This window comes from Nocardioides sp. ChNu-99 (assembly GCF_029493445.1).
In the GTDB taxonomy this organism is placed as follows: domain Bacteria; phylum Actinomycetota; class Actinomycetes; order Propionibacteriales; family Nocardioidaceae; genus Nocardioides.
In genome coordinates, this window is the sequence record NZ_JAHWBL010000060.1 from 1 (window position 1) to 18,938 (window position 18,938).

Consider the following 18,938-nt stretch of genomic DNA (forward strand, 5'->3'; position numbering starts at 1 on the left):
CCACCCGGGCCCGGGCGGCGACGGTGCGCGCGGCGGTGCGGCGCACGCCGTACCGGCCCGTGCACCAGGCCGCGACGGCGGCGAGCGCGGCGACGCCGACGGTGGCGGCCCCCGCGGACGGCAGCAGTGGTACGGCGACCGCCCCGGCCAGGGCGAGCACGCCGACGACGGTCGCGACCGGCATCCGCACCCGCAGGCGCTCGTCGAGCAGGCTGTCGACGTCGTCGACGACGGTCGCGAGGAGGTCGCCGCGGCGGCGACCGCCGAGGCGGCCGGGCACGAGCGGGACGAGCGCGTCGTAGACCCGCGCCCGGCGCTCGGCCAGCTCACGCAGCGCGACGTCGTGGGAGACCAGGCGCTCGGCGTAGCGCAGCGCCGGGCGCCCCAGGCCGAAGGTGCGCACCCCGACGATCGCCACCATGAGCATCAGCACCGGCGGCTGCTCGGAGGCCCGCACGATGAGCCAGCCCGCGGTCGCGGTGAGGGCGACCCCGCAGGCCGAGGCGAGCACGCCGAGGGCGACCGCCAGCACCCAGCGTCGCCGCGCCGCCGCCGGCGTGGGGTCGGGGGCGGGAGTGGGGGTTCCCCCGCCTACGTGGGGAGACCTGTGGTCTGCGGCCGATGCCTGGCTCGCTGAGACCAGGTCACCCCGCCTCTGCGGGGAGACCTGGGGCGCCTGGGGCCCCTCGGACAGGGCGATCCGGTGGTCGGCGGCGGCGACGAGGGCGGGACGGTGGGCGACGGCGACGACGCAACGGGTGCGGGCCAGGTCGCGCACGACGTCGACGAGCACGCGCTCGGTCTCGGCGTCGAGGTGGGCGGTGGGCTCGTCGAGCAGCACGTACGGGCGGTCGCTCAGCACGACGCGGGCCACGGCGAGGCGGGCGCGCTGGCCGGCGGAGAGCCCGGCGCCGTCCTCGCCCAGCTCGGTGTCGAGTCCGTCCGGCAGGGCGCGCACGACGCCGCCGAGCCGGACCGCCTCGAGCGCGGCCCACACATCGGCCTCGGCGGCGCCCGGCCGGCCCACGAGCAGGTTCGCGCGGATCGTGGTGCCCGCGAGCCACGGTCGCTGGCTCGTCGTGGCGAGGTGGCGGCGCCAGAGCGCGGGGTCGACGCCGGCGAGGTCGGTGCCGCCGACCCGCAGCGAGCCGGCGTACCCCAGCTCGCCGCGCAGCGCCGCCAGCAACGTCGACTTGCCGCTGCCCGAGCGGCCGACCACGACGGTCAGCCCGCGGGCGGGCACCACCGCGTCGAGCCCGTCGACGACGGGGGAGGTGGCGCCGGGCCAGGTCACCGTGAGGCCCTCGAGGCGCAGGTCGCCCTGGAGGGGGTACGGCGCCGCGTCCGGCTGCGGGGCCGTCCCCCTGGCCTCCGGCACCTCGCCGACGGCGCCCGAGGTCAGCGCGTCGATCGCCTCGAACGTGGCGGTGCCCTCGGCGGCGGCGTGGAACTCGGCGCCGACGCGGCGCAGCGGCCAGTACGCCTCGGGCGCCAGCAGCAGCACGGCGAGCGCGGTCTGCAGCTCGAGACCCCCGTGGGCCAGGCGCAGACCGACGAGCACGGCGACGAGTGCCACCGAGATGGTGGCGATCAGCTCGAGCGCGGCGGACGACGCGAACGCGAGGCGCAGCACGTCGGTGTTCGCGCGGCGGTAGCGGTCGGTCACCTCACGGATCCGCGGCGCCTGGGCGCGGGCCCGGCGGTGCGCGACGAGGGTGGGCAGCCCGCGGACCACGTCGACGAAGTGCCCGGCGAGCTGGCTGAGCACCCGCCACTGACGGTCGGCGCGCTCCCGCGTCGTCATCCCGATGAGGATCGCGAAGACCGGCAGCAGCGGCAGCGTGAGCACGACGACCAGCGCGCTCATCCAGTCCAGCGCCGCGATCGCGAGCACCGTGACGGCGGGGAGGACGACCGCCAGCACGAGGGCCGGCAGGTAGCGGGTGAGGTAGGGCTCCACCGCGCTCGTGCCGCGCGTGGCCAGCAGCCCGAGCTCGCCGAGGCGCTGCCGCCCGTCGCCCGCGGCGACCCCGCCGGGGCTTGCGAGGGCCTGGCGCAGCACGACGTCGCGCAGCCGCACGCCCACGATCCCGGCGGCGCGGGCGGCGGCGACGTCCCCGGCGTACGCCGTCGCGGCCCGCCCCAGCAGGACGGCGACGAAGACGCCCAGCGCCGTGTGCCACCCGCCGCCGGCCGCGTCGTCGACGAGACCGGCGACGACCGCGGCGAGGGCCAGCGCCTGCACGACCAGGAGGGCGGCGCCGAGGGTGGCGGCGACCAGCACGACGGCCAGCGGTCGCCGGGCGGGGACCAGGTGGGGGAGGACCCGGGGGTCGACGGGCTTCACGGCGCTTCCTCTCGGCCGTCGCGCGCGGTCAGCGGGCGGAGTCGGCGAGCCGGGCGGTCGGGATGTGCCGCGTGGAGATGCGCTTGCGGAACACCCAGTAGGTCCAGGCCTGGTAGCCGATGACGATGGGCGTGAACACCAGGGCCACCCAGGTCATGATCTCCAGCGTGTACGGCGTGGCCGCCGCGTTGGTGGTCGTCAGCGAGTACGCCGGGTCCGTCGTCGACGGCATGACGTCCGGGAAGAGCGCCAGGAACAGCCCGGCGACGGCCAGCACGACGGTGAGGAACGTGCCGAGGAACGCCCAGCCCTCGCGTCCCGCCCGGGCCGCGCCGATGCCGGCGACGAGGAGGGCGGCGGCGGCCACGAAGGCGGCGGCCGAGGCGAGGTCACCGGTGCGCAGCTGGGTCCAGGTGAGGAACACGACCGCCGCGACGGCCGCGGCCAGCCCGATCCGCACCGCGAGGGCGCGGGCCCGGTGACGGATCTCGCCGTCCGTCTTGAGCGCCACGAACATCGCGCCGTGGGTGAGGAAGAGCAGCACCATCACGACCCCGCCGAGGAGACCGAAGGGGTTGAGCAGCGTGAGCAGGCTGCCGGTGAAGTCCTTCTCGGCGTCGATCGGGACGCCGGCGGTGATGTTCGCGAACGCGACGCCCCACAGGAACGCGGCGGTGAACGAGCCGCCGATGAGGGCCGTGTCCCACCGGGCGCGCCACTGCGCGGTGTCGCCCTTGTGGCGGAACTCGAAGGACAGGTTGCGCAGGATCAGCGCGACCAGGATGAGCAGCAGCGGGAGGTAGAACCCGCTGAAGAGGGTGGCGTACCACTCGGGGAAGGCGGCGAACGTCGCGCCGCCGGCCACCAGCAGCCACACCTCGTTGCCGTCCCACACGGGGCCGACGGTGTTGATCATGACGCGCCGCTCGGTCTCGTCCCGGGCGAGCACCGGCACGAGCATGCCGACCCCGAAGTCGAAGCCCTCGAGGGCGAAGTAGCCGATCCAGAGGACGGCGATCAGGACGAACCAGACGGTGGTGAGCTCGAGTCCGAGCACGGTGGGTCTCCTCGGTGCGCGCGGTCGGCGCGCTCAGTAGGCGAAGGTCAGGGGCGCGTCGGCGTCGTGGTCGTCACGACCCGGGTCCGGCGGCTCGGCGAACGGCTCGGGGCCCTTGCGGACGGTCCGGGCCAGCAGCTTCAGCTCGATGACGGCGAGCACGCCGTACAGGGTCGTGAGGGTGACCACCGAGATGAGGGCCTCGGGGATGCTGACGCCGGGGGAGACGCCGCGCTCGGTGGTCATGAGGCCGAAGACCACCCACGGCTGACGGCCCATCTCGGTGAAGATCCAGCCCATCGAGTTGGCGGCCACGACGACCACGGGCAGGGCGATGCCGAGGCGGCCGACCCAGGCGCGGTGGACGACGTCGTCGCGACGGCGCCGGGTGAGCCACAGGACGAGCGCGGCGCCGGCGGTGCCGAGGGCGCCGAAGCCCATCATCCAGCGGAACGTCCAGTAGGTGACGGGGATGTTGGGCACGTAGTCGGACGGCGTGTAGTACGTCGCGCCGGGGTCGCTGCCGTAGGTCTCCGCGTAGGTCTCGCGGAGCTCGTTGATGCCCTTGACCTCGCCGTCGAAGGTGCCGGTGCCGAGGAAGGAGAGCAGGCAGGGGACGGTGACCGCGAACTTCTCCTCGCGCCCGTCGGGCGTGCCCACGGTGAAGACCGAGAAGGGGGCGCAGGACTCCTCGGACTCGTAGAGCGCCTCGGCGGCCGCCATCTTCATGGGCTGCACCTCGGTCATGATCTTGCCCTGCACGTCACCGGAGACGACGACGCCGATGCCGGCGACGAACAGGACGACGGCCGAGATGCGCATCGCGCGGCGGTACATGGTCCGCTCACCCGCGGCCTCGGCGAGGACCGCGGGGGCGGTGCCCGCCTCGACCTCCTCCTCGGTGGCGACGCGGCCGCCGTGGCGCTTCGAGACGTAGAGCCAGGCGCTGACGCCGATGACGAACGCGGCCGCGGTCATGTACGCCGCGAGCACCACGTGCGGGAACGTCACCAGCTGCACCTTGTTGAACATCACGGCCGCGAAGTCGGTGAGCTCCGCGCGGCCGCTCTCCTCGTCGTAGCGGTAGCCGACCGGGTGCTGCATCCACGAGTTGGCGGCGAGGATGAACCACGAGGAGGCGAGCACGCCGAGGTGGACGATCCACATGCAGGCGGCGTGCACGAGGCGGGGCAGCTTGTCCCAGCCGAAGATCCACAGGCCGAGGAAGGTCGACTCGAGGAAGAAGGCCAGCAGGCCCTCGATGGCGAGCGGGGCGCCGAAGACGTCACCGACGAACCGGGAGTAGTCGGACCAGTTCATGCCGAACTGGAACTCCTGGACGATGCCGGTGACGAGGCCCAGCGCGAAGTTGATGAGGAAGAGCTTCCCGAAGAACTTCGTGAGCCGCAGGTAGTCCGGGTTCCTGGTCCGCAGCCAGAAGGACTCGAACAGCGCCACGATCAGCGTCAGCCCGATGGTCAGCGGCACGAACAGGAAGTGGTAGACGGTCGTGATCCCGAACTGCCACCGGGCGATGTCGACGAGCTCCATTGCTGCGTCTCCTCCAGGTCGGTGTGGGGCCGGTCGTGACCGGCCTGCTCCTACGACACTGCGTAGTAGGTACTACGCATCGTAGTACGACGGAACTCGTAGGTACACTGGTGCCGTGCCCGCATCCCGCAAGAGCTCCTCAAGGTCCGCGCTCGGTGATCTCGAGCGCGCGGTGATGGACGTCCTGTGGTCCCAGGCCGCCGACGTGACCCTCACCGTCCGCGACGTCCACGCCGAGGTCTCGGCCCGGCGCGAGGTCGCCTACACCACCGTCATGACCGTCATGGACCGCCTCGCGCGGAAGGACCTCGTGGTCCAGGAGCGCGACGGCCGGGCCTACCGCTACCGCGCCGGCGCCTCCCGCGGGGAGATGACCGCCGCCCTCATGCGCGGCGCGCTCGAGGACATCGGCCAGCAGGACCGGGCCGGTGCGCTCGTCGCCTTCGTGGGGGACGCCAGCGCCGAGGAGCTCGACGCGCTGCGCGCCGCGCTCGCTCGGATCCCGGGCGAGGCCGGCGGCTCCTGACCGCCATGACCCCCCTGCTGCTGGGCGTGCTCGCCGTGCTGCTCGCCGGCCCGGTGCCGGCGCTGCTCGGGCGCGCGCCCTGGCTGCGGCGCACGCCGTACGCCGCCCTCGTGCTGTGGCAGGCCGTCGCGCTCGCCGCCGTGCTGGCGGCCCTCGGCGCGACGCTGGCGCTGGTGACCACCCACCTGCTGCCGACCGACCGCAGCGTCCCGCACGCGGTGGAGTACGCCGTGGCCGTCGTCGCGCTCGGCGTCACCGGCCTCGTCGCCGGACGGCTGCTCGTCAGCGCGCACCGCACGGGCGCCGACCTGCGCCGCCTGCGCCGACGCCACGCCGACCAGGTGGACCTGCTCGGCCGCGCCCAGGCCGGCGGCGTGCGCGTGCTGGACGGCGACCTGCCCGTCGCCTACTGCCTGCCCGGCCTGCACCGCGGCCGCGTCGTCGTCTCGGAGGGCGTCATGGAGCGCCTGGACGGCGACGAGGTGGACGCCGTGCTCGCGCACGAGTGGGCGCACCTGCGGTTCCGCCACGACCTGGTCGTGGAGTTCTTCGACGTCCTGCACCGCGCCTTCCCGCGCTGGGTCTCGAGCCGGTCCGCGCTGGCCGAGGTGCGCCTGCTCGTCGAGATGTGCGCCGACCGCGCCGCGGCCCGCGAGGCCGGGCGCCGCCCGCTGGCGCAGGCGCTCGTGCAGCTCGCCGAGGCGCGCACGCCGGCGGCCGCCCTCGGTGCCGGCGACGGGCGCCGCGGCGACCTCCTCGCCCGCATCGAGGTGCTCGGCGACCCCGCGCCCCGTCGTGCCCAGGGTGCGGTGCTGCTCGCCGGCGCCCTCGCCCTGCTGGTGCTGCCGACGTGGCTGGTCGTCGCCCCGTGGCTGCTCACCGTCCTCCGGCTCGCCTGGGCCTGAGGGCGGGGCGTGAGGGCTGGGCGTGACGAGGTCGCCCCGCGACACGCTCCTGTGAAGCATGGTGCGGGTGTGACGATCGCCTAGGGTCCCGACCATGGCGACCCGTACGTCTTCCCCGCCGGGGTCGCGGAGCTCGAGCACGTCCAGGAACGGCGCGTCGCGAGGCGGCGCGCCCCGAGGTGGTTCGAGCAACCGCTCCCGGAGTACCGGCAAGTCAGGCCGGACCACCGCGTCGCGCGGCACGACCGCGCGGCGCCCACCGGCGCGCCCGGCGCCCCGGGCGGTGCGCAGCGGGCCCGGCCCCGTCCTGCGGTTCTTCGCGCTCGTCGGCCGCGGTCTCGTCGCGGCCTGGCTGGGGGTGGCCGGCGCCGTCGGCGGCGCCGCCCGCAGCATCGGCAACGCGGCCCGCGAGGTCGAGCCCGAGCACCGCCGCGACGGCGTCGGGCTGGCCCTGTTCGGGCTCGCCGTCGTGGTCGCCGGCGCGGTGTGGTGGCAGTTCTCGGGCGCCATGCTCGACACGGTCCGCACGGTCGTCGCCGGCTCGGTCGGCAAGCTCGCCGGCTTCGTGCCGCTCGCGCTCGTGTACGTCGGGTGGCGCAACATGCGCGACCCGGAGCGCAACGGCCCGGCCGGTCGCCAGGTGATCGGGTGGACCGCCCTCGCCTTCGGCGTGCTCGGGCTGGTCCACATCGCCAACGGCAGCCCCGAGCCCGTGCTCGGCGACACGAGCGAGCTGCAGGACGCCGGCGGTGCCATCGGCTTCGTCGTCTCGAGCCTGCTGCTCGACCTGCTCCGCACCAGCTGGGTCGTGGTGCCGCTGCTGGCGCTGCTCGCCTTCTTCGGCGTCCTCATCATCACCGCGACGCCCGTCTACCAGATCCCCGCGCGGCTGCGCGAGGCCCGCGACCGGCTGCTCGGCGCGCCCGGCGGCCACGACGCCGCCGCCCGCTCGGCCCACGACGACGAGATCGACCCCGAGGCCGGGGACCCGGCGTACGACACCCCGCTCGTCGGAGCCGCCAGCCGCAAGGAGAAGCGCGCCCAGCGCAAGGCGGAGAAGGAGGCCGAGGCCGCCGAGGCCGCCGAGGCCGCAGAGGCCGCCGCGGGCGCCGACGCCGGCCCTGACGCCATCGACTTCCTCGCCAGCCTCGACCTGTCCGACGAGCCGACCCCGGCCGACGGTCCCGCCGCCGCGGCGCCGGGGGCGGCCCCCGCCACGGGTGCCGTCGTCCCCACGCCGGTGCCCCGGGGTGGGGCCACCAGGGTGGAGAAGGGCGAGGCCAAGGGCGACCTCGAGCCGCCGCCGCACGCGCAGCTGCCGCCCCGCGTCGAGCAGCTCTCGCTGTCGGGGGACATCGCCTACTCGCTGCCGGGCAGCGAGGTCCTCAAGCCGGGCTCGGTGCACAAGGCCCGCTCGAAGGCCTCCGACGCCGTCGTCGAGCGCCTCACCCAGGTGCTCGAGGAGTTCACCATCGACGCCCAGGTGACGGGCTACACGCGCGGCCCGACGGTCACGCGGTACGAGGTCGAGCTCGGCCCGGCCGTCAAGGTCGAGAAGGTCACGGCGCTCAGCAAGAACATCGCGTACGCCGTCGCCTCGGCCGACGTCCGCATCCTGTCGCCGATCCCCGGCAAGTCCGCGATCGGCATCGAGATCCCGAACCTCGACAAGGAGATCGTCTCCCTCGGCGACGTGCTGCGCTCCGGCACGGCGCGTTCCGACCCGCACCCGATGATCGCCGGGCTCGGCAAGGACGTGGAGGGCCAGTTCGTCGTCGCCAACCTGGCCAAGATGCCCCACCTGCTGGTGGCCGGCGCGACGGGCTCGGGAAAGTCGAGCTTCATCAACTCGATGATCACGTCGCTGCTGATGCGGGCGACGCCCGACGAGGTGCGGATGATCATGGTCGACCCCAAGCGGGTCGAGCTGAACGCCTACGAGGGCGTCCCGCACCTCATCACGCCGATCATCACCGACCCGAAGAAGGCCGCCGAGGCGCTCGCCTGGGTCGTGCGCGAGATGGACATGCGCTACGACGACCTGGCCAACTTCGGGTTCCGCCACGTGGACGATTTCAACAAGGCGGTGCGGGCCGGAAAGGTCGAGCTGCCGCCGGGCAGCGAGCGGGTGCTCTCGCCGTACCCGTACCTCGTCGTCATCGTCGATGAGCTCGCCGACCTCATGATGGTCGCGCCGCGCGACGTCGAGGACGCGGTCGTGCGCATCACCCAGCTCGCCCGCGCCGCCGGCATCCACCTGGTGCTCGCGACGCAGCGGCCCTCGGTCGACGTCGTCACCGGCCTCATCAAGGCCAACGTGCCCTCACGGCTGGCGTTCGCGACCTCGTCGCTGGCCGACAGCCGCGTCATCCTCGACCAGCCGGGTGCCGAGAAGCTGGTCGGCCAGGGTGACGGGCTGTTCCTGCCGATGGGGGCCTCCAAGCCCATCCGCGTGCAGGGCTCCTGGGTCACCGAGGCCGAGATCGCGCACGTCGTCAAGCACTGCCGCGGGCAGCTCGAGCCGACGTACCGCGAGGACGTGACCGCGCCCGCGCAGAGCAAGCGGGAGCTCGACGACGACATCGGCGACGACCTCGACCTGGTGGTCCAGGCCGTGGAGCTCGTCGTGTCGACCCAGTTCGGCTCGACCTCGATGCTGCAGCGCAAGCTGCGGGTCGGGTTCGCCAAGGCCGGGCGACTGATGGACATCCTCGAGAGCAGGGGTGTCGTCGGCCCCAGCGAGGGGTCGAAGGCCCGCGACGTGCTGGTCAAGCCCGACGAGCTGGACTCCGTCATCGTGACCTTGCAGGGGGAGCAGTGAGCACGCACCACGCCCGCACCACGGCCGCACACGACCGGCCCGACCGGCCCGACCGGCACGACACCGACGCGCACGCCTCTGCGGCGCGCCGCGACCCGTTCGGCCTCGGCCTGCCCCGGCGACCGGACTGGGAGGCGCTCGGCGTCGTCCACGAGGCCGTCGAGCCGGGCGCCGGCGAGGACCTGGCCCCGGGCCAGGTCGTCGAGATCCGCCGCAGCGGCCTCGTCAGCGGCGCCATCGGCGTCGTCGCGGCCGGCCTCGCCGTCGCCTGGCTGAGCCGGGCCGCGGCCGACGGCGGCGTCGTCACCTGGGTCGTCACGGCGCTGCTCGCGCTCGTCGCGGTCGCCCACCTGTCGTCGTTCGTGGACGCCCGCGTGCCGCTGGCGGTGCTCGACGAGCACGGTGTGCGCATGCGCCTGGGCCGCACGTGGCAGGGCCTGCCGTGGGAGAGCGTCGACCACGTCGTGCACGTGCCGCGGGCCGGCCTGCTGCGGGACGGCTCCGTGCTGGTGGTGCCGTTCGAGACCGAGGCCGTGCTGGCCGGTCTCGACCGTCGTGCCCGCTGGCAGGCCTGGCTGGCGACGCGCTGGTACGGCGGCCCCTTCGCCCTCCCCGTCGGTCTGTCCACGCGCGTCGTGGGCACCGACGACGTCGCCACCTCGCTGCGCGACCTCGCCGACCCCGAGGTGCCCGTGCTGGTGCAGGAGGTGGAGCGCCCCGCGCCCGCTGACGAGGCTGCCGACGAGGCTGCCGAGGAGCCCCGCGACGAGTCCGCCGAGCCCGTCGCCGAGGCCGTCGCCAAGCCGGCCGAGCCGGCCGAGCCGGCCGCCGAGCCCGCCGTCGCGGCGCACGTCGTCGCGTCCGGCACGGCTCCCACCGCCGAGCCCGCCCCGCTGGCCCAGCCCGCCGAGCCCGTCCAGCCCGCCGAGCCCGTCCAGCCCGCCGAGCCCGCCACGGACGAGGAGCCCGACGCGGCGCCCGGCCACCGCCCCCGCCTGCGCCCCTGGGCCGCCGGCGTGATCGCGCGGCTGGGGGAGCGCCGTACCGCCCGCGTGGCCGACCGGGCACGCTCGGCGCAGCCCGGGCGCGACGCCGACCCGCTGGACGACGGGGCCGACGCCGACGGCGTCCACGCCGCCTCGACCCTCGACCGGCCCACGGGTGGCGCCACCGCGGTGTCGGTGCTCGACGAGCGGGCTGCGGCCGCCGTCGAGCCGTCCGCGGCCCCGTCGCCGCTGCGCGAGCCCCGCTCGGCCGTGCGCGCCGAGATCCACCGCGCGGCGCCCGAGCGCGTGCTGCCGGAGCAGGACGACCACCTGCGCCGTCCCGCCGACGACGGGCTCGCGGCGTACGAGCGCCCGTGGGAGCCGCTCCCACCCGCCGTCGTGGCCGACGAGCCCGAGCCGGAGCCCGAGGCACGGCGCGAGCCCGTCATCGGCCCCGTGCTGGCCGGGGCGCGCCGTCGCCTGGGCCTCAGCGTCGACCAGGTCGCGGAGCGCACCCGCATCCGCCCGCACGTGATCGAGGCCGTCGAGGTCGACGACTTCGCCCCGTGCGGCGGCGACTTCTACGCCCGCGGCCACCTGCGCACCCTCGCGCGCGTGCTGGGTGTCGACGCCGCCGAGCTGGTGCAGCGCTACGACGACGAGTACGCCGACGCCCCCATCGACGCCCGCCGGGTCTTCGAGGCCGAGCTGGCCACGGTGCCGGGCGGCTCGCTGCGCGCCACCCGGGGTGGCCCGAACTGGTCCGTGCTCGTGGCCGCGGTCATGGCCGTCGTGCTGCTCTGGTCGGTGGCCCAGCTGCTGCTCGACCGCGGCCCCGAGGTCGACACCGCCACCACCGGCACGGCGGGCCTGTCGGCCGGGTCGACGGTCGCGCCGGTGCCCGTCGCGCTCACGGGCGCCGAGGCGCCGGCGGAGGTGACGGTCCGCGACGGCGACGGTGAGGTCGTGTGGCAGGGCCAGCTGGCCGCGGGGGAGAGCCGCACGGTCGACGCGGCGCCGCCGGTGCGGATCTCCTCGTCCGACGGTGCGGTGCGCGCCGCTCTCGACGGCGCCGAGCCGGCCCCGCTGGGCCAGCCGGGCGACGCCGTGCAGCGCACGCTGGCCCCCTGACCGCCCGGCTTCCCGGCCCGTCGGCACGGGCCGCCCGTTTCGACTCCCGGCCCGCCGCCGGGGCATACTCGGCCCGGTCATGACTGCGCCGACGACACCCCTGACCGAGCGACCCGCTGCCCCCGCCGACCTCGCGGGAGCCGAGCCGCTCTCGGTGGCGATGGTGACCCTGGGGTGCGCCCGCAACGAGGTGGACTCCGAGGAGCTCGCCGGCCGCCTCGAGGCGGGTGGTTTCCGCCTCGTCGACGACCCCGACGCCGCGGACACCGTCGTCGTCAACACCTGCGGCTTCGTCGAGTCGGCCAAGAAGGACTCCGTCGACACGCTGCTCGCGGCCGCCGACCTCAAGGACGGCGGGCGCGCCCAGGCCGTCGTCGCGGTGGGCTGCCTCGCGGAGCGGTACGGCGCGGAGCTCGCCGCCGAGCTGCCCGAGGCCGACGCCGTGCTCGGCTTCGACGACTACCCCGACATCGCCGCGCGGCTGCGCTCGATCGTCGCGGGGGAGGCCCACCACCCGCACACGCCGACCGACCGGCGGCGCCTGCTGCCGATCAGCCCCGTCGAGCGCGGCGACGCCGTCGTCGCCTCCGGGCTGAGCGTGCCCGGCCACGGCGCCGAGGCGCTCGTCATCGACCCCGCCGACCCGCTCGACGACGTCGCGCCGGCCAGCGGTCCGCGGGTGTACCGGCGCCGCCTCGAGAACGGGCCGACGGCGCCGCTCAAGCTGGCCAGCGGCTGCGACCGCCGCTGCACCTTCTGCGCCATCCCGGCCTTCCGCGGCTCGTTCGTCAGCCGTCGTCCCGCCGACGTGCTGGGCGAGGCCCGCTGGCTCGCGGGCGAGGGCGTGCGCGAGCTGTTCCTCGTCAGCGAGAACTCGACGTCGTACGGCAAGGACCTCGGCGACGTGAAGCTGCTCGAGACCGTGCTGCCCGAGCTCGCGGCGATCGAGGGCGTGGCCCGCGTGCGCGTGTCCTACCTGCAGCCGGCCGAGACGCGCCCGGGGCTGATCCGCGCGATCGCGACGACGCCGGGCGTCGTCCCCTACTTCGACCTGTCGTTCCAGCACGCGAGCAACCCGGTGCTGCGCCGGATGCGCCGCTTCGGCGACCCGGAGAGCTTCCTCGCCCTGCTCGACCGCATCCGCGGCCTGGCCCCCGAGGCGGGCGTCCGCTCCAACGTCATCGTCGGCTTCCCCGGGGAGACCGAGGAGGACCTCGAGGTGCTGTGCGACTTCCTGGAGGCCGCCCGTCTCGACGTCACCGGGGTGTTCGGCTACTCCGACGAGGACGGCACCGAGGCTGCGGACCTCGACGGCAAGCACGACGAGGACGAGGTGCGGGCCCGCACCGAGCACGTCACGGCGCTGGTGGAGGAGCTCACGGCGCAGCGCGCCGAGGAGCGGATCGGCGAGCACGTCGAGGTGCTGGTGGAGCGCACGGGCGACGAGGGCACCGAGGGCCGCGCGGCCCACCAGGGCCCCGAGGTGGACGGCACGACGACCCTCGTCGACGCCGACGGCGCTGCCGTGGACGCCCGCGTGGGCGACCTCGTGCGCGCCGTGGTCGTGGCCAGCGAGGGCGTCGACCTCGTGGCCCAGGTGAGGGAGGACCCGCGATGACGGACGCCCCGGTGAAGGTCAGCAACTACAACCTGCCGAACGCCCTCACGACGCTGCGCATCGTGCTCGTGCCGTTCTTCGGCTGGGCGCTGCTCGTCGACGGCGGGGACTCGGTGCTGTGGCGCACGGTCGCGTGGGCGATCTTCTTCGTCGCGATGGTGACGGACAAGGTCGACGGCGACCTGGCCCGCGCGCGCAACATGGTGACCGACTTCGGCAAGATCGCGGACCCCATCGCCGACAAGGCGATCACGGGCATGGCCTTCGTCGGTCTCGCGATCGTCGGCGACATCTGGTGGTGGGTCGCGATCGTCGTGCTGGTGCGCGAGTGGAGCGTCACCCTGCTGCGGCTGTCCGTCGCCAAGCAGGTCGTCATCGCGGCGGCCCGCAGCGGCAAGATCAAGACGGTTCTGCAGGCGTTCGCCCTCGGGCTCCTCGCGCTGCCGCTGCGGCAGGTGGACGGGTGGCTCGACGTGCCCGGCGAGGTCGTCTTCCACGCCGCCCAGGCCCTGCTGGCCGCCGCGGTCGTCATGACCCTGTGGTCGGGCTATGAGTTCTTCCGCGACCTGGTCAAGCAGCGCGACGTGCTGCGCCGCGCCCCCCGCGCCTGACGCGTCCCGAGGGCGTGGACGCGCCGCTGACGGAACCGTTACCGACCGTTCACCGGGAGGCGTTGACCTGGTCGTCGGACCGGGATGGGATGACCGGGTCTCCCCTCTGACCGGACGCCGGCTCGGCGTGCGTCCGCACCTGCCGAAAGGTCGCTCGTGTCCGTACCTCCGCAGAACCCGCCAGCCCGCGCGCGTCGCGCGACGAGGAGTCGCGTCCGCCGCGGCCTCGCCGCCGGCCTCGGCGCCGGCGTCGCCGCCACGTGCCTCGTGGCGGCACCCTCCCAGGCCAACCCGGCCGGCACCGGTCTCGTCATCAGCGAGGTGTACGGCGGTGGCGGCAACTCCGGCGCCGCCTTCAGCAACGACTTCATCGAGCTCTACAACCCCACGGGTGCGGCGATCTCGCTGGACGGCCTGGCGCTGCAGTACCGCTCTGCCGCCGGCGGCAGCGGCGGCGTGCAGTCGCTGACGGGCTCGGTCGCCCCGGGCTCGTACTTCCTCGTGCAGGCAGCGGCCGGGTCCAACACGACGCTGCCCGCGCTGCCGTCGCCCGACGCGAGCGTGCCGTTCAACATGTCGGGCAGCGCCGGTCAGGTGCTGCTGCTCAACGGCACCAGCGCCTTCACCGGCTCGGGCGACCTGGCCGGCAACCCGGCGCTCGTCGACGCGATCGGCTGGGGGTCCGCCACGACCAGCTTCGAGACCGCTCCCGCGGCGGGCACGGCGAACGCGACCAGCGTCGCGCGCACCGCGCCGGGCACCGACAGCGACAGCAACACCGCCGACTTCCGCGTGGGTGCACCGACCCCGCAGGCCTCCGGCGCCGCGCCGGACCCCGACCCGGAGCCGGACCCGGAGCCCGAGACCCCGACCGCGGTCACCATCGCCCAGATCCAGGGCACGGGTGCGAGCACCCCGCTGGCCGGCCAGCGGGTGTCCACCACCGGTGTCGTCACCGCGGCCTACCCGACCGGCGGCTTCAACGGTTTCTACGTCCAGACCGCCGGCACCGGCGGCGCGGCCAAGGCGGCCGGCTCGGCCTCCGACGCGGTGTTCGTGTACGGCGGGTCCTCCGGCTTCGCGACGTACCCCGCGGTCGGCGACTCGGTCCAGGTGGTCGGCACCGCCACGGAGTTCGCGTCGCAGACCCAGGTCGACGCCAGCGCCGGCTCGTGGACCGAGCTGTCCACGCCGCTCACCGCCGTGACCCCGCGCGCCTTCGCGCTCCCCGGGACGGGCGCCGCGCGCGAGATGTACGAGGGCGAGCTCGTGGCGCCCACCGAGACCTACACGGTCACGAACAACTACAACCTCAACAACTTCGCCGAGATCGGCCTCGCGCTCGGCGACCTGCCGCTGCTGACGCCGACCGAGGTGGCCGACCCGCAGGACGCGGAGGCCATCGCGGCCGTGCAGGCCGACAACGCCGCGCGTGCCGTCACCCTCGACGACGGCGCCAGCACGAACTTCCTCTCCAGCTCGAACGGCGGGGCGAACAAGGACATCCCGCTGCCCTGGATCACCCAGGAGCGCTCGGTGCGGGTCAACGCGGGCGCCGAGATCACCGCGCCGGTCGTCTTCGACTTCCGCAACAGCACGTGGAAGTACCAGCCGACCACGCAGCTGACGGCGCAGGGCACCGCCCCGGCGACGTTCGAGGACACCCGCACCGCGGCTCCGGAGGAGGTGGGCGGCGACCTGCAGCTCGCCACCTTCAACGTGCTGAACTACTTCAGCACCACCGGTGAGGACTTCGTCGAGTCGGGCCTCGGCACCTGCTCGTTCTACACGGACCGTGACGGCGCCCCCGTCACGAACAACCGCTGCGACCCCGACGGCCCGCGCGGTGCCGCCGACCAGGAGAACCTGGAGCGCCAGCAGGCGAAGATCGTCGCGGCCATCAACGCCATCGACGCCGACGTGATGTCGCTGGAGGAGATCGAGAACTCGGCGGCCTTCGGCCAGAACCGCGACCTGGCGCTGGCGACGCTGGTGGAGGCGCTCAACGCCGACGCCGGCGAGACCCGCTGGGCGTTCGTCCCCTCCCCGCGTGACGTGCCGGAGGAGGAGGACGTCATCCGCACGGCGTTCATCTACCAGCGCGCCGACGTCGAGACGGTGGGCTCCTCGCGGATCCTGCTCGACTCGACCGCGTTCGCGAACGCCCGCCGGCCGCTGGCCCAGGCGTTCAAGGCCCGCGGGGCGGACGACTCCTCGGCGTTCACCGTCGTCGTCAACCACTTCAAGTCCAAGGGCGACTCGACCCCGCCCGCCACGGGCGACAACGCCAACGGTCTCCAGGGCGCCTTCAACGGCGACCGCACCCGCCAGGCGCAGGCGCTGACCACGTTCGCGGACGAGGTGGCGGCCGAGGTCGGCACCGAGGCCGTGTTCCTCGCCGGTGACTTCAACTCGTACTCGATGGAGGACCCGATCCAGGTCCTCGAGGAGGCGGGCTACACCAACCTGTCGTCCGACGACGAGTGGAGCTACAGCTTCAGCGGCCAGTCGGGCTCGCTGGACCACGTGCTCGCGAACGAGGCGGCGCTGGCCACGGTCACGGGCTCGGACATCTGGGAGATCAACGCCGTCGAGCCGATCTCCTACGAGTACAGCCGGTACAACTACAACGCCACCGACTTCTACTCGCCCGACCCGTACCGCTCGTCGGACCACGAGCCGCACGTGATCGGCATCAGCGCCGACCAGGCCCCGGTCGAGTCGACGGTCGTCACCTCGCCCACCACGGGTGCCTACGGCGACGCCATCCGCATCCCCGTCGAGATCGACACCGAGGGCGCCGGCACCGGCACCGTCGAGGCGATCTGGGGCGGTCGGGTCCTCGGCAGCGCCGAGGTCGTCGACGGTCGCGCGACCATCGTGCTGCCGCGCCGCCAGCTCCTCCCGAACACCTACCGCATCGGTCTGCGCTACTCGGGCGACACCACGACGTACCCGTCGACCGGCGGCGTCGTGCTGACGGTGGACAAGGCGCGCTCCGTGCTCGTCACGGCCGCCTGGCCGCAGCCGATCGCCCCCGGTGCCCGCGGCACGCTCGGCATCGAGGTCGGGAACTCCTCGGGTGCCCGGGCCAACGGCTGGGTCAACGTCGTGTACGGCGGCCAGGCCCAGCGGGTGCAGGTCGTCAACGGCTTCGCCCGGGTGTCGCTGCCGCCGGTCCGCACCGCGGGCTGGCAGCGCGCCAGCATCTACTACGAGGGCAACGCCACCATCAACCCCGCGTTCGCCACGCTGGGGGTGAAGGTCGGACGCTGACGCGACCGCCATGATGGGGGGATGACCATCCCCACCGTCCCTGCCGAGGCCCTCGACGCGCTGGTCGCGTCGGGGGCCTCGCTCGCTGTCGCGGAGTCGTTGACGGGCGGGCGCCTCGCGGCCGCGCTCACGGGCGTCCCGGGCGCCTCCCGCGTGTTCCGCGGGGGAGTCGTGGCCTACGCCAGCGACGTGAAGGTCGCGGTGCTCGGCGTGCCCTCGCTGGTGGTCGAGACCGACGGGGTGGTGTCCGCCCGGTGCGCGGCGGCGATGGCGGCCGGCGTACGACGCCTGCTCGGCGCGACGTGGGGCGTCGCGACCACGGGCGTGGCCGGTCCCGACCCGCAGGAGGGGCACCCGCCCGGCACGGTGTTCGTCGGCATCGCCGGCCCCACCGGACCCGCGCGGGCGCAGCGCCTCCACCTGGCCGGCGACCGCGCAGCCGTCCAGGACGCCAGCGTCGCCGGAGCGTTGGCGCTGCTGCTGTCCGAGGTGTCGAGGCTCCCGCGGGATGAAACGGCCATCGGGTAGCGTTGCACCCCACGCGAGGGACCGAGGTGAAAGGACGGCGCATGGTGCTCTTCCGACGCTCGTTGGGTGACGTCCTCCGTCGTGAGCGCGTGCAGCGCGGCATGACGCTGCGCGAGGTCTCCGCGGGAGCCCGCGTGAGCCTGGGCTACATCTCCGAGATCGAGCGCGGCCAGAAGGAGGCGTCGTCGGAGCTGCTCGCGTCGCTCTGCGCCGCCCTCGAGGTGCCGCTCTCCGACGTCCTGCGCGAGGTCAGCCTCGAGGTGGCGCGCGAGGAGTCCGTGGTGCTCGCCGCCGCGACCCCGCTCAAGGTGCACCCGCGCCCGGCCGCCGGCGAGGTCGTCGCCTCCGCCGCCTAGGCCTCGGGCCGCCGCCCGTCCGGTCCACCACCGCCCGTCCGAGCCCCGCTCGGGCGGGCGGTGTCGCTCACTGCTCCGGCTGGCAGTGAGGGCACCAGTACGTCGTGCGCTCGCCCCGGTCGGGGTGCTCGTCGTCGGTGCGCAGCTGGCGGACGACCGGCGTGCCGCAGCGCCGGCAGGGCTTGCGGGCCCGCCCATACACCCACAGCTCGCGGCCCGGGCGCGTGTCCCCGGTGGTGCACCGCACCGCCCGGTCCTTGTTGAGCACGAGCATCTGGTGCGCCCGCTGCACGAGCCGCTCGGGCCGGGCCACCGCGCCCACCGGCGTCGCCGGGTGGACACCGGCGACGAAGCACAGCTCGTTGGCGAAGACGTTGCCCACGCCGGCGAGCGAGCGCTGCTCGAGGAGGGCCTCGACGACCGGCCGCCCCGCGTCCGCGAGCAGCCGCCGCGTGGCCTCGTCGGCGTCCCAGTCCGGCCCCAGGAGATCGGGCCCGAGGTGGCCCACGACCTCGTCCTCGTGGGCGGTCAGCACCAGGTCGACGACCCCGAGCGCGAAGCCGACGGCGCTGACGTCACCGCTGCGCAGCACCACGCGGGCCTCGTGCGCGGGGCGCCGCCAGCGCTGACCGGCGGCGTACGTGTGCCAGACCCCCTCCATCTTGAGGTGGGTGTGGAGGGTCCACTCCCCGGTGTCGTGCTCGAGGCGGGTCAGCAGGTGCTTGCCGCGCGGGACCGTCGCCACGTGCCGGGAGCCGGCGAGGTCGACCGTCGCCAGCCGCGGCACCCGCAGGTCGACGACGTCGAGCACCCGCCCGGCCAGGGCGCGGTCGAGCCCGCGGGCGGCGCGGTAGACGGTGTCACCCTCGGGCACGGAGGTGCAGCCCCTTCGGCGTCGTGGTGAACCCGGCGGCGGCCAGCGCCCGGCGCAGCGGGGTGTCGGGGGCCCCCAGCAGCTGGCTGCCGTCGGCCTGCTCGACGGTGAGGCGCCCGAGACCGCCGCGGCGCACGGTGCCGGCCAGGCCGTGGGCGGCCCGGGTCAGGGTGTCGGAGTCGTCGGTGAACGTCAGCAGCGTGCGCCCGCCCCGCTCGACGTACAGCACGAGCTCGCCGTCCACGAGCACGACGACGGCGCCGGCCTTGCGCCCGGGGCGGTGCCCGCTCGCGCGGCCCGGGGCGTCGGTGCCGCCCGCGCCGTCGGTCGCGGCGTCGGCGGCCGGGCGGT

At 74.7% G+C, this 18,938-nt stretch carries 14 protein-coding genes; 9 read left to right on the top strand and 5 right to left on the bottom strand.

All coding sequences use genetic code 11. The annotated features are described in order from the left end of the window. The 3 genes from cydD to KK617_RS15660 all read right to left on the bottom strand — a co-directional run. Positions 1-2,347: thiol reductant ABC exporter subunit CydD (gene cydD / locus KK617_RS15650; RefSeq protein WP_277501065.1), on the bottom strand; the 2,347-nt coding region annotated here is incomplete at its 3' end. A gap of 28 nt (positions 2,348-2,375) precedes the next feature. After that, complete coding sequence (gene cydB / locus KK617_RS15655; protein ID WP_277501066.1) at positions 2,376-3,404, bottom strand: cytochrome d ubiquinol oxidase subunit II; 1,029 nt, start codon at positions 3,402-3,404, stop codon at positions 2,376-2,378. A gap of 33 nt (positions 3,405-3,437) precedes the next feature. Then, on the bottom strand, positions 3,438-4,955 hold the full coding sequence (locus tag KK617_RS15660; RefSeq protein WP_277501067.1) for a cytochrome ubiquinol oxidase subunit I: 1,518 nt from the start codon (positions 4,953-4,955) through the stop codon (positions 3,438-3,440). Positions 4,956-5,070: 115 nt separating this feature from the next. Here KK617_RS15660 and KK617_RS15665 point away from each other — a divergent pair, with 115 nt between their 5' ends. The 9 genes from KK617_RS15665 to KK617_RS15705 all read left to right on the top strand — a co-directional run bounded on the left by KK617_RS15665 (position 5,071) and on the right by KK617_RS15705 (position 17,713). After that, positions 5,071-5,481, top strand: a complete 411-nt coding sequence (locus tag KK617_RS15665) for a BlaI/MecI/CopY family transcriptional regulator (protein WP_277501068.1) — start codon at positions 5,071-5,073, stop codon at positions 5,479-5,481. A gap of 5 nt (positions 5,482-5,486) precedes the next feature. Continuing rightward, on the top strand, positions 5,487-6,386 hold the full coding sequence (locus KK617_RS15670; RefSeq protein ID WP_277501069.1) for a M56 family metallopeptidase: 900 nt from the start codon (positions 5,487-5,489) through the stop codon (positions 6,384-6,386). A gap of 94 nt (positions 6,387-6,480) precedes the next feature. Beyond that, entirely contained in the window at positions 6,481-9,207 is a 2,727-nt protein-coding gene (locus tag KK617_RS15675; RefSeq protein ID WP_277501070.1) for a DNA translocase FtsK, read from the top strand. Beyond that, positions 9,204-11,324 carry a RodZ domain-containing protein gene (locus KK617_RS15680; RefSeq protein WP_277501071.1) on the top strand — a complete coding sequence of 707 codons (2,121 nt, stop codon included), beginning with the start codon at positions 9,204-9,206 and terminating at the stop codon, positions 11,322-11,324. Before KK617_RS15675 ends, KK617_RS15680 begins: the two co-directional genes overlap by 4 nt. Before the next feature lie 160 nt (positions 11,325-11,484). Further along, positions 11,485-12,942, top strand: coding sequence for a 30S ribosomal protein S12 methylthiotransferase RimO (rimO, locus tag KK617_RS15685; protein WP_277501078.1), 1,458 nt, complete (start codon positions 11,485-11,487; stop codon positions 12,940-12,942). Beyond that, positions 12,939-13,553 carry a CDP-diacylglycerol--glycerol-3-phosphate 3-phosphatidyltransferase gene (gene pgsA, locus KK617_RS15690; RefSeq protein WP_277501072.1) on the top strand — a complete coding sequence of 205 codons (615 nt, stop codon included), beginning with the start codon at positions 12,939-12,941 and terminating at the stop codon, positions 13,551-13,553. Before rimO ends, pgsA begins: the two co-directional genes overlap by 4 nt. 156 nt (positions 13,554-13,709) lie before the next feature. Beyond that, the gene (locus KK617_RS15695; protein WP_277501073.1) at positions 13,710-16,829 is read left to right on the top strand and encodes an ExeM/NucH family extracellular endonuclease; all 3,120 of its coding nucleotides are present in this window, start codon (positions 13,710-13,712) and stop codon (positions 16,827-16,829) included. 21 nt (positions 16,830-16,850) lie between these two features. Next, positions 16,851-17,357, top strand: coding sequence for a nicotinamide-nucleotide amidohydrolase family protein (locus tag KK617_RS15700; RefSeq protein ID WP_277501074.1), 507 nt, complete (start codon positions 16,851-16,853; stop codon positions 17,355-17,357). Positions 17,358-17,398: 41 nt separating this feature from the next. Then, positions 17,399-17,713, top strand: a complete 315-nt coding sequence (locus tag KK617_RS15705; protein ID WP_277501075.1) for a helix-turn-helix transcriptional regulator — start codon at positions 17,399-17,401, stop codon at positions 17,711-17,713. 67 nt (positions 17,714-17,780) lie between these two features. Here KK617_RS15705 and KK617_RS15710 read toward each other — a convergent pair whose 3' ends face one another. After that, on the bottom strand, positions 17,781-18,587 hold the full coding sequence (locus tag KK617_RS15710) for a DNA-formamidopyrimidine glycosylase family protein (RefSeq protein ID WP_277501076.1): 807 nt from the start codon (positions 18,585-18,587) through the stop codon (positions 17,781-17,783). Beyond that, positions 18,574-18,938, bottom strand: a 365-nt coding sequence (locus KK617_RS15715) for a hypothetical protein (RefSeq protein WP_277501077.1), incomplete at its 5' end; no start/stop codon positions are given. The genes KK617_RS15715 and KK617_RS15710, both read right to left, overlap by 14 nt.

Coding starts and splice junctions, on each gene's coding strand:
- KK617_RS15660 (WP_277501067.1), bottom strand. CDS start 4,955: ATGGAGCTCGTCGACATCGCCCGGTGGCAGTTCGGGATCACGACCGTC.
- KK617_RS15670 (WP_277501069.1), top strand. CDS start 5,487: ATGACCCCCCTGCTGCTGGGCGTGCTCGCCGTGCTGCTCGCCGGCCCG.
- KK617_RS15675 (WP_277501070.1), top strand. CDS start 6,481: ATGGCGACCCGTACGTCTTCCCCGCCGGGGTCGCGGAGCTCGAGCACG.
- rimO (WP_277501078.1), top strand. CDS start 11,485: ATGGTGACCCTGGGGTGCGCCCGCAACGAGGTGGACTCCGAGGAGCTC.
- pgsA (WP_277501072.1), top strand. CDS start 12,939: ATGACGGACGCCCCGGTGAAGGTCAGCAACTACAACCTGCCGAACGCC.
- KK617_RS15700 (WP_277501074.1), top strand. CDS start 16,851: ATGACCATCCCCACCGTCCCTGCCGAGGCCCTCGACGCGCTGGTCGCG.
- KK617_RS15705 (WP_277501075.1), top strand. CDS start 17,399: ATGGTGCTCTTCCGACGCTCGTTGGGTGACGTCCTCCGTCGTGAGCGC.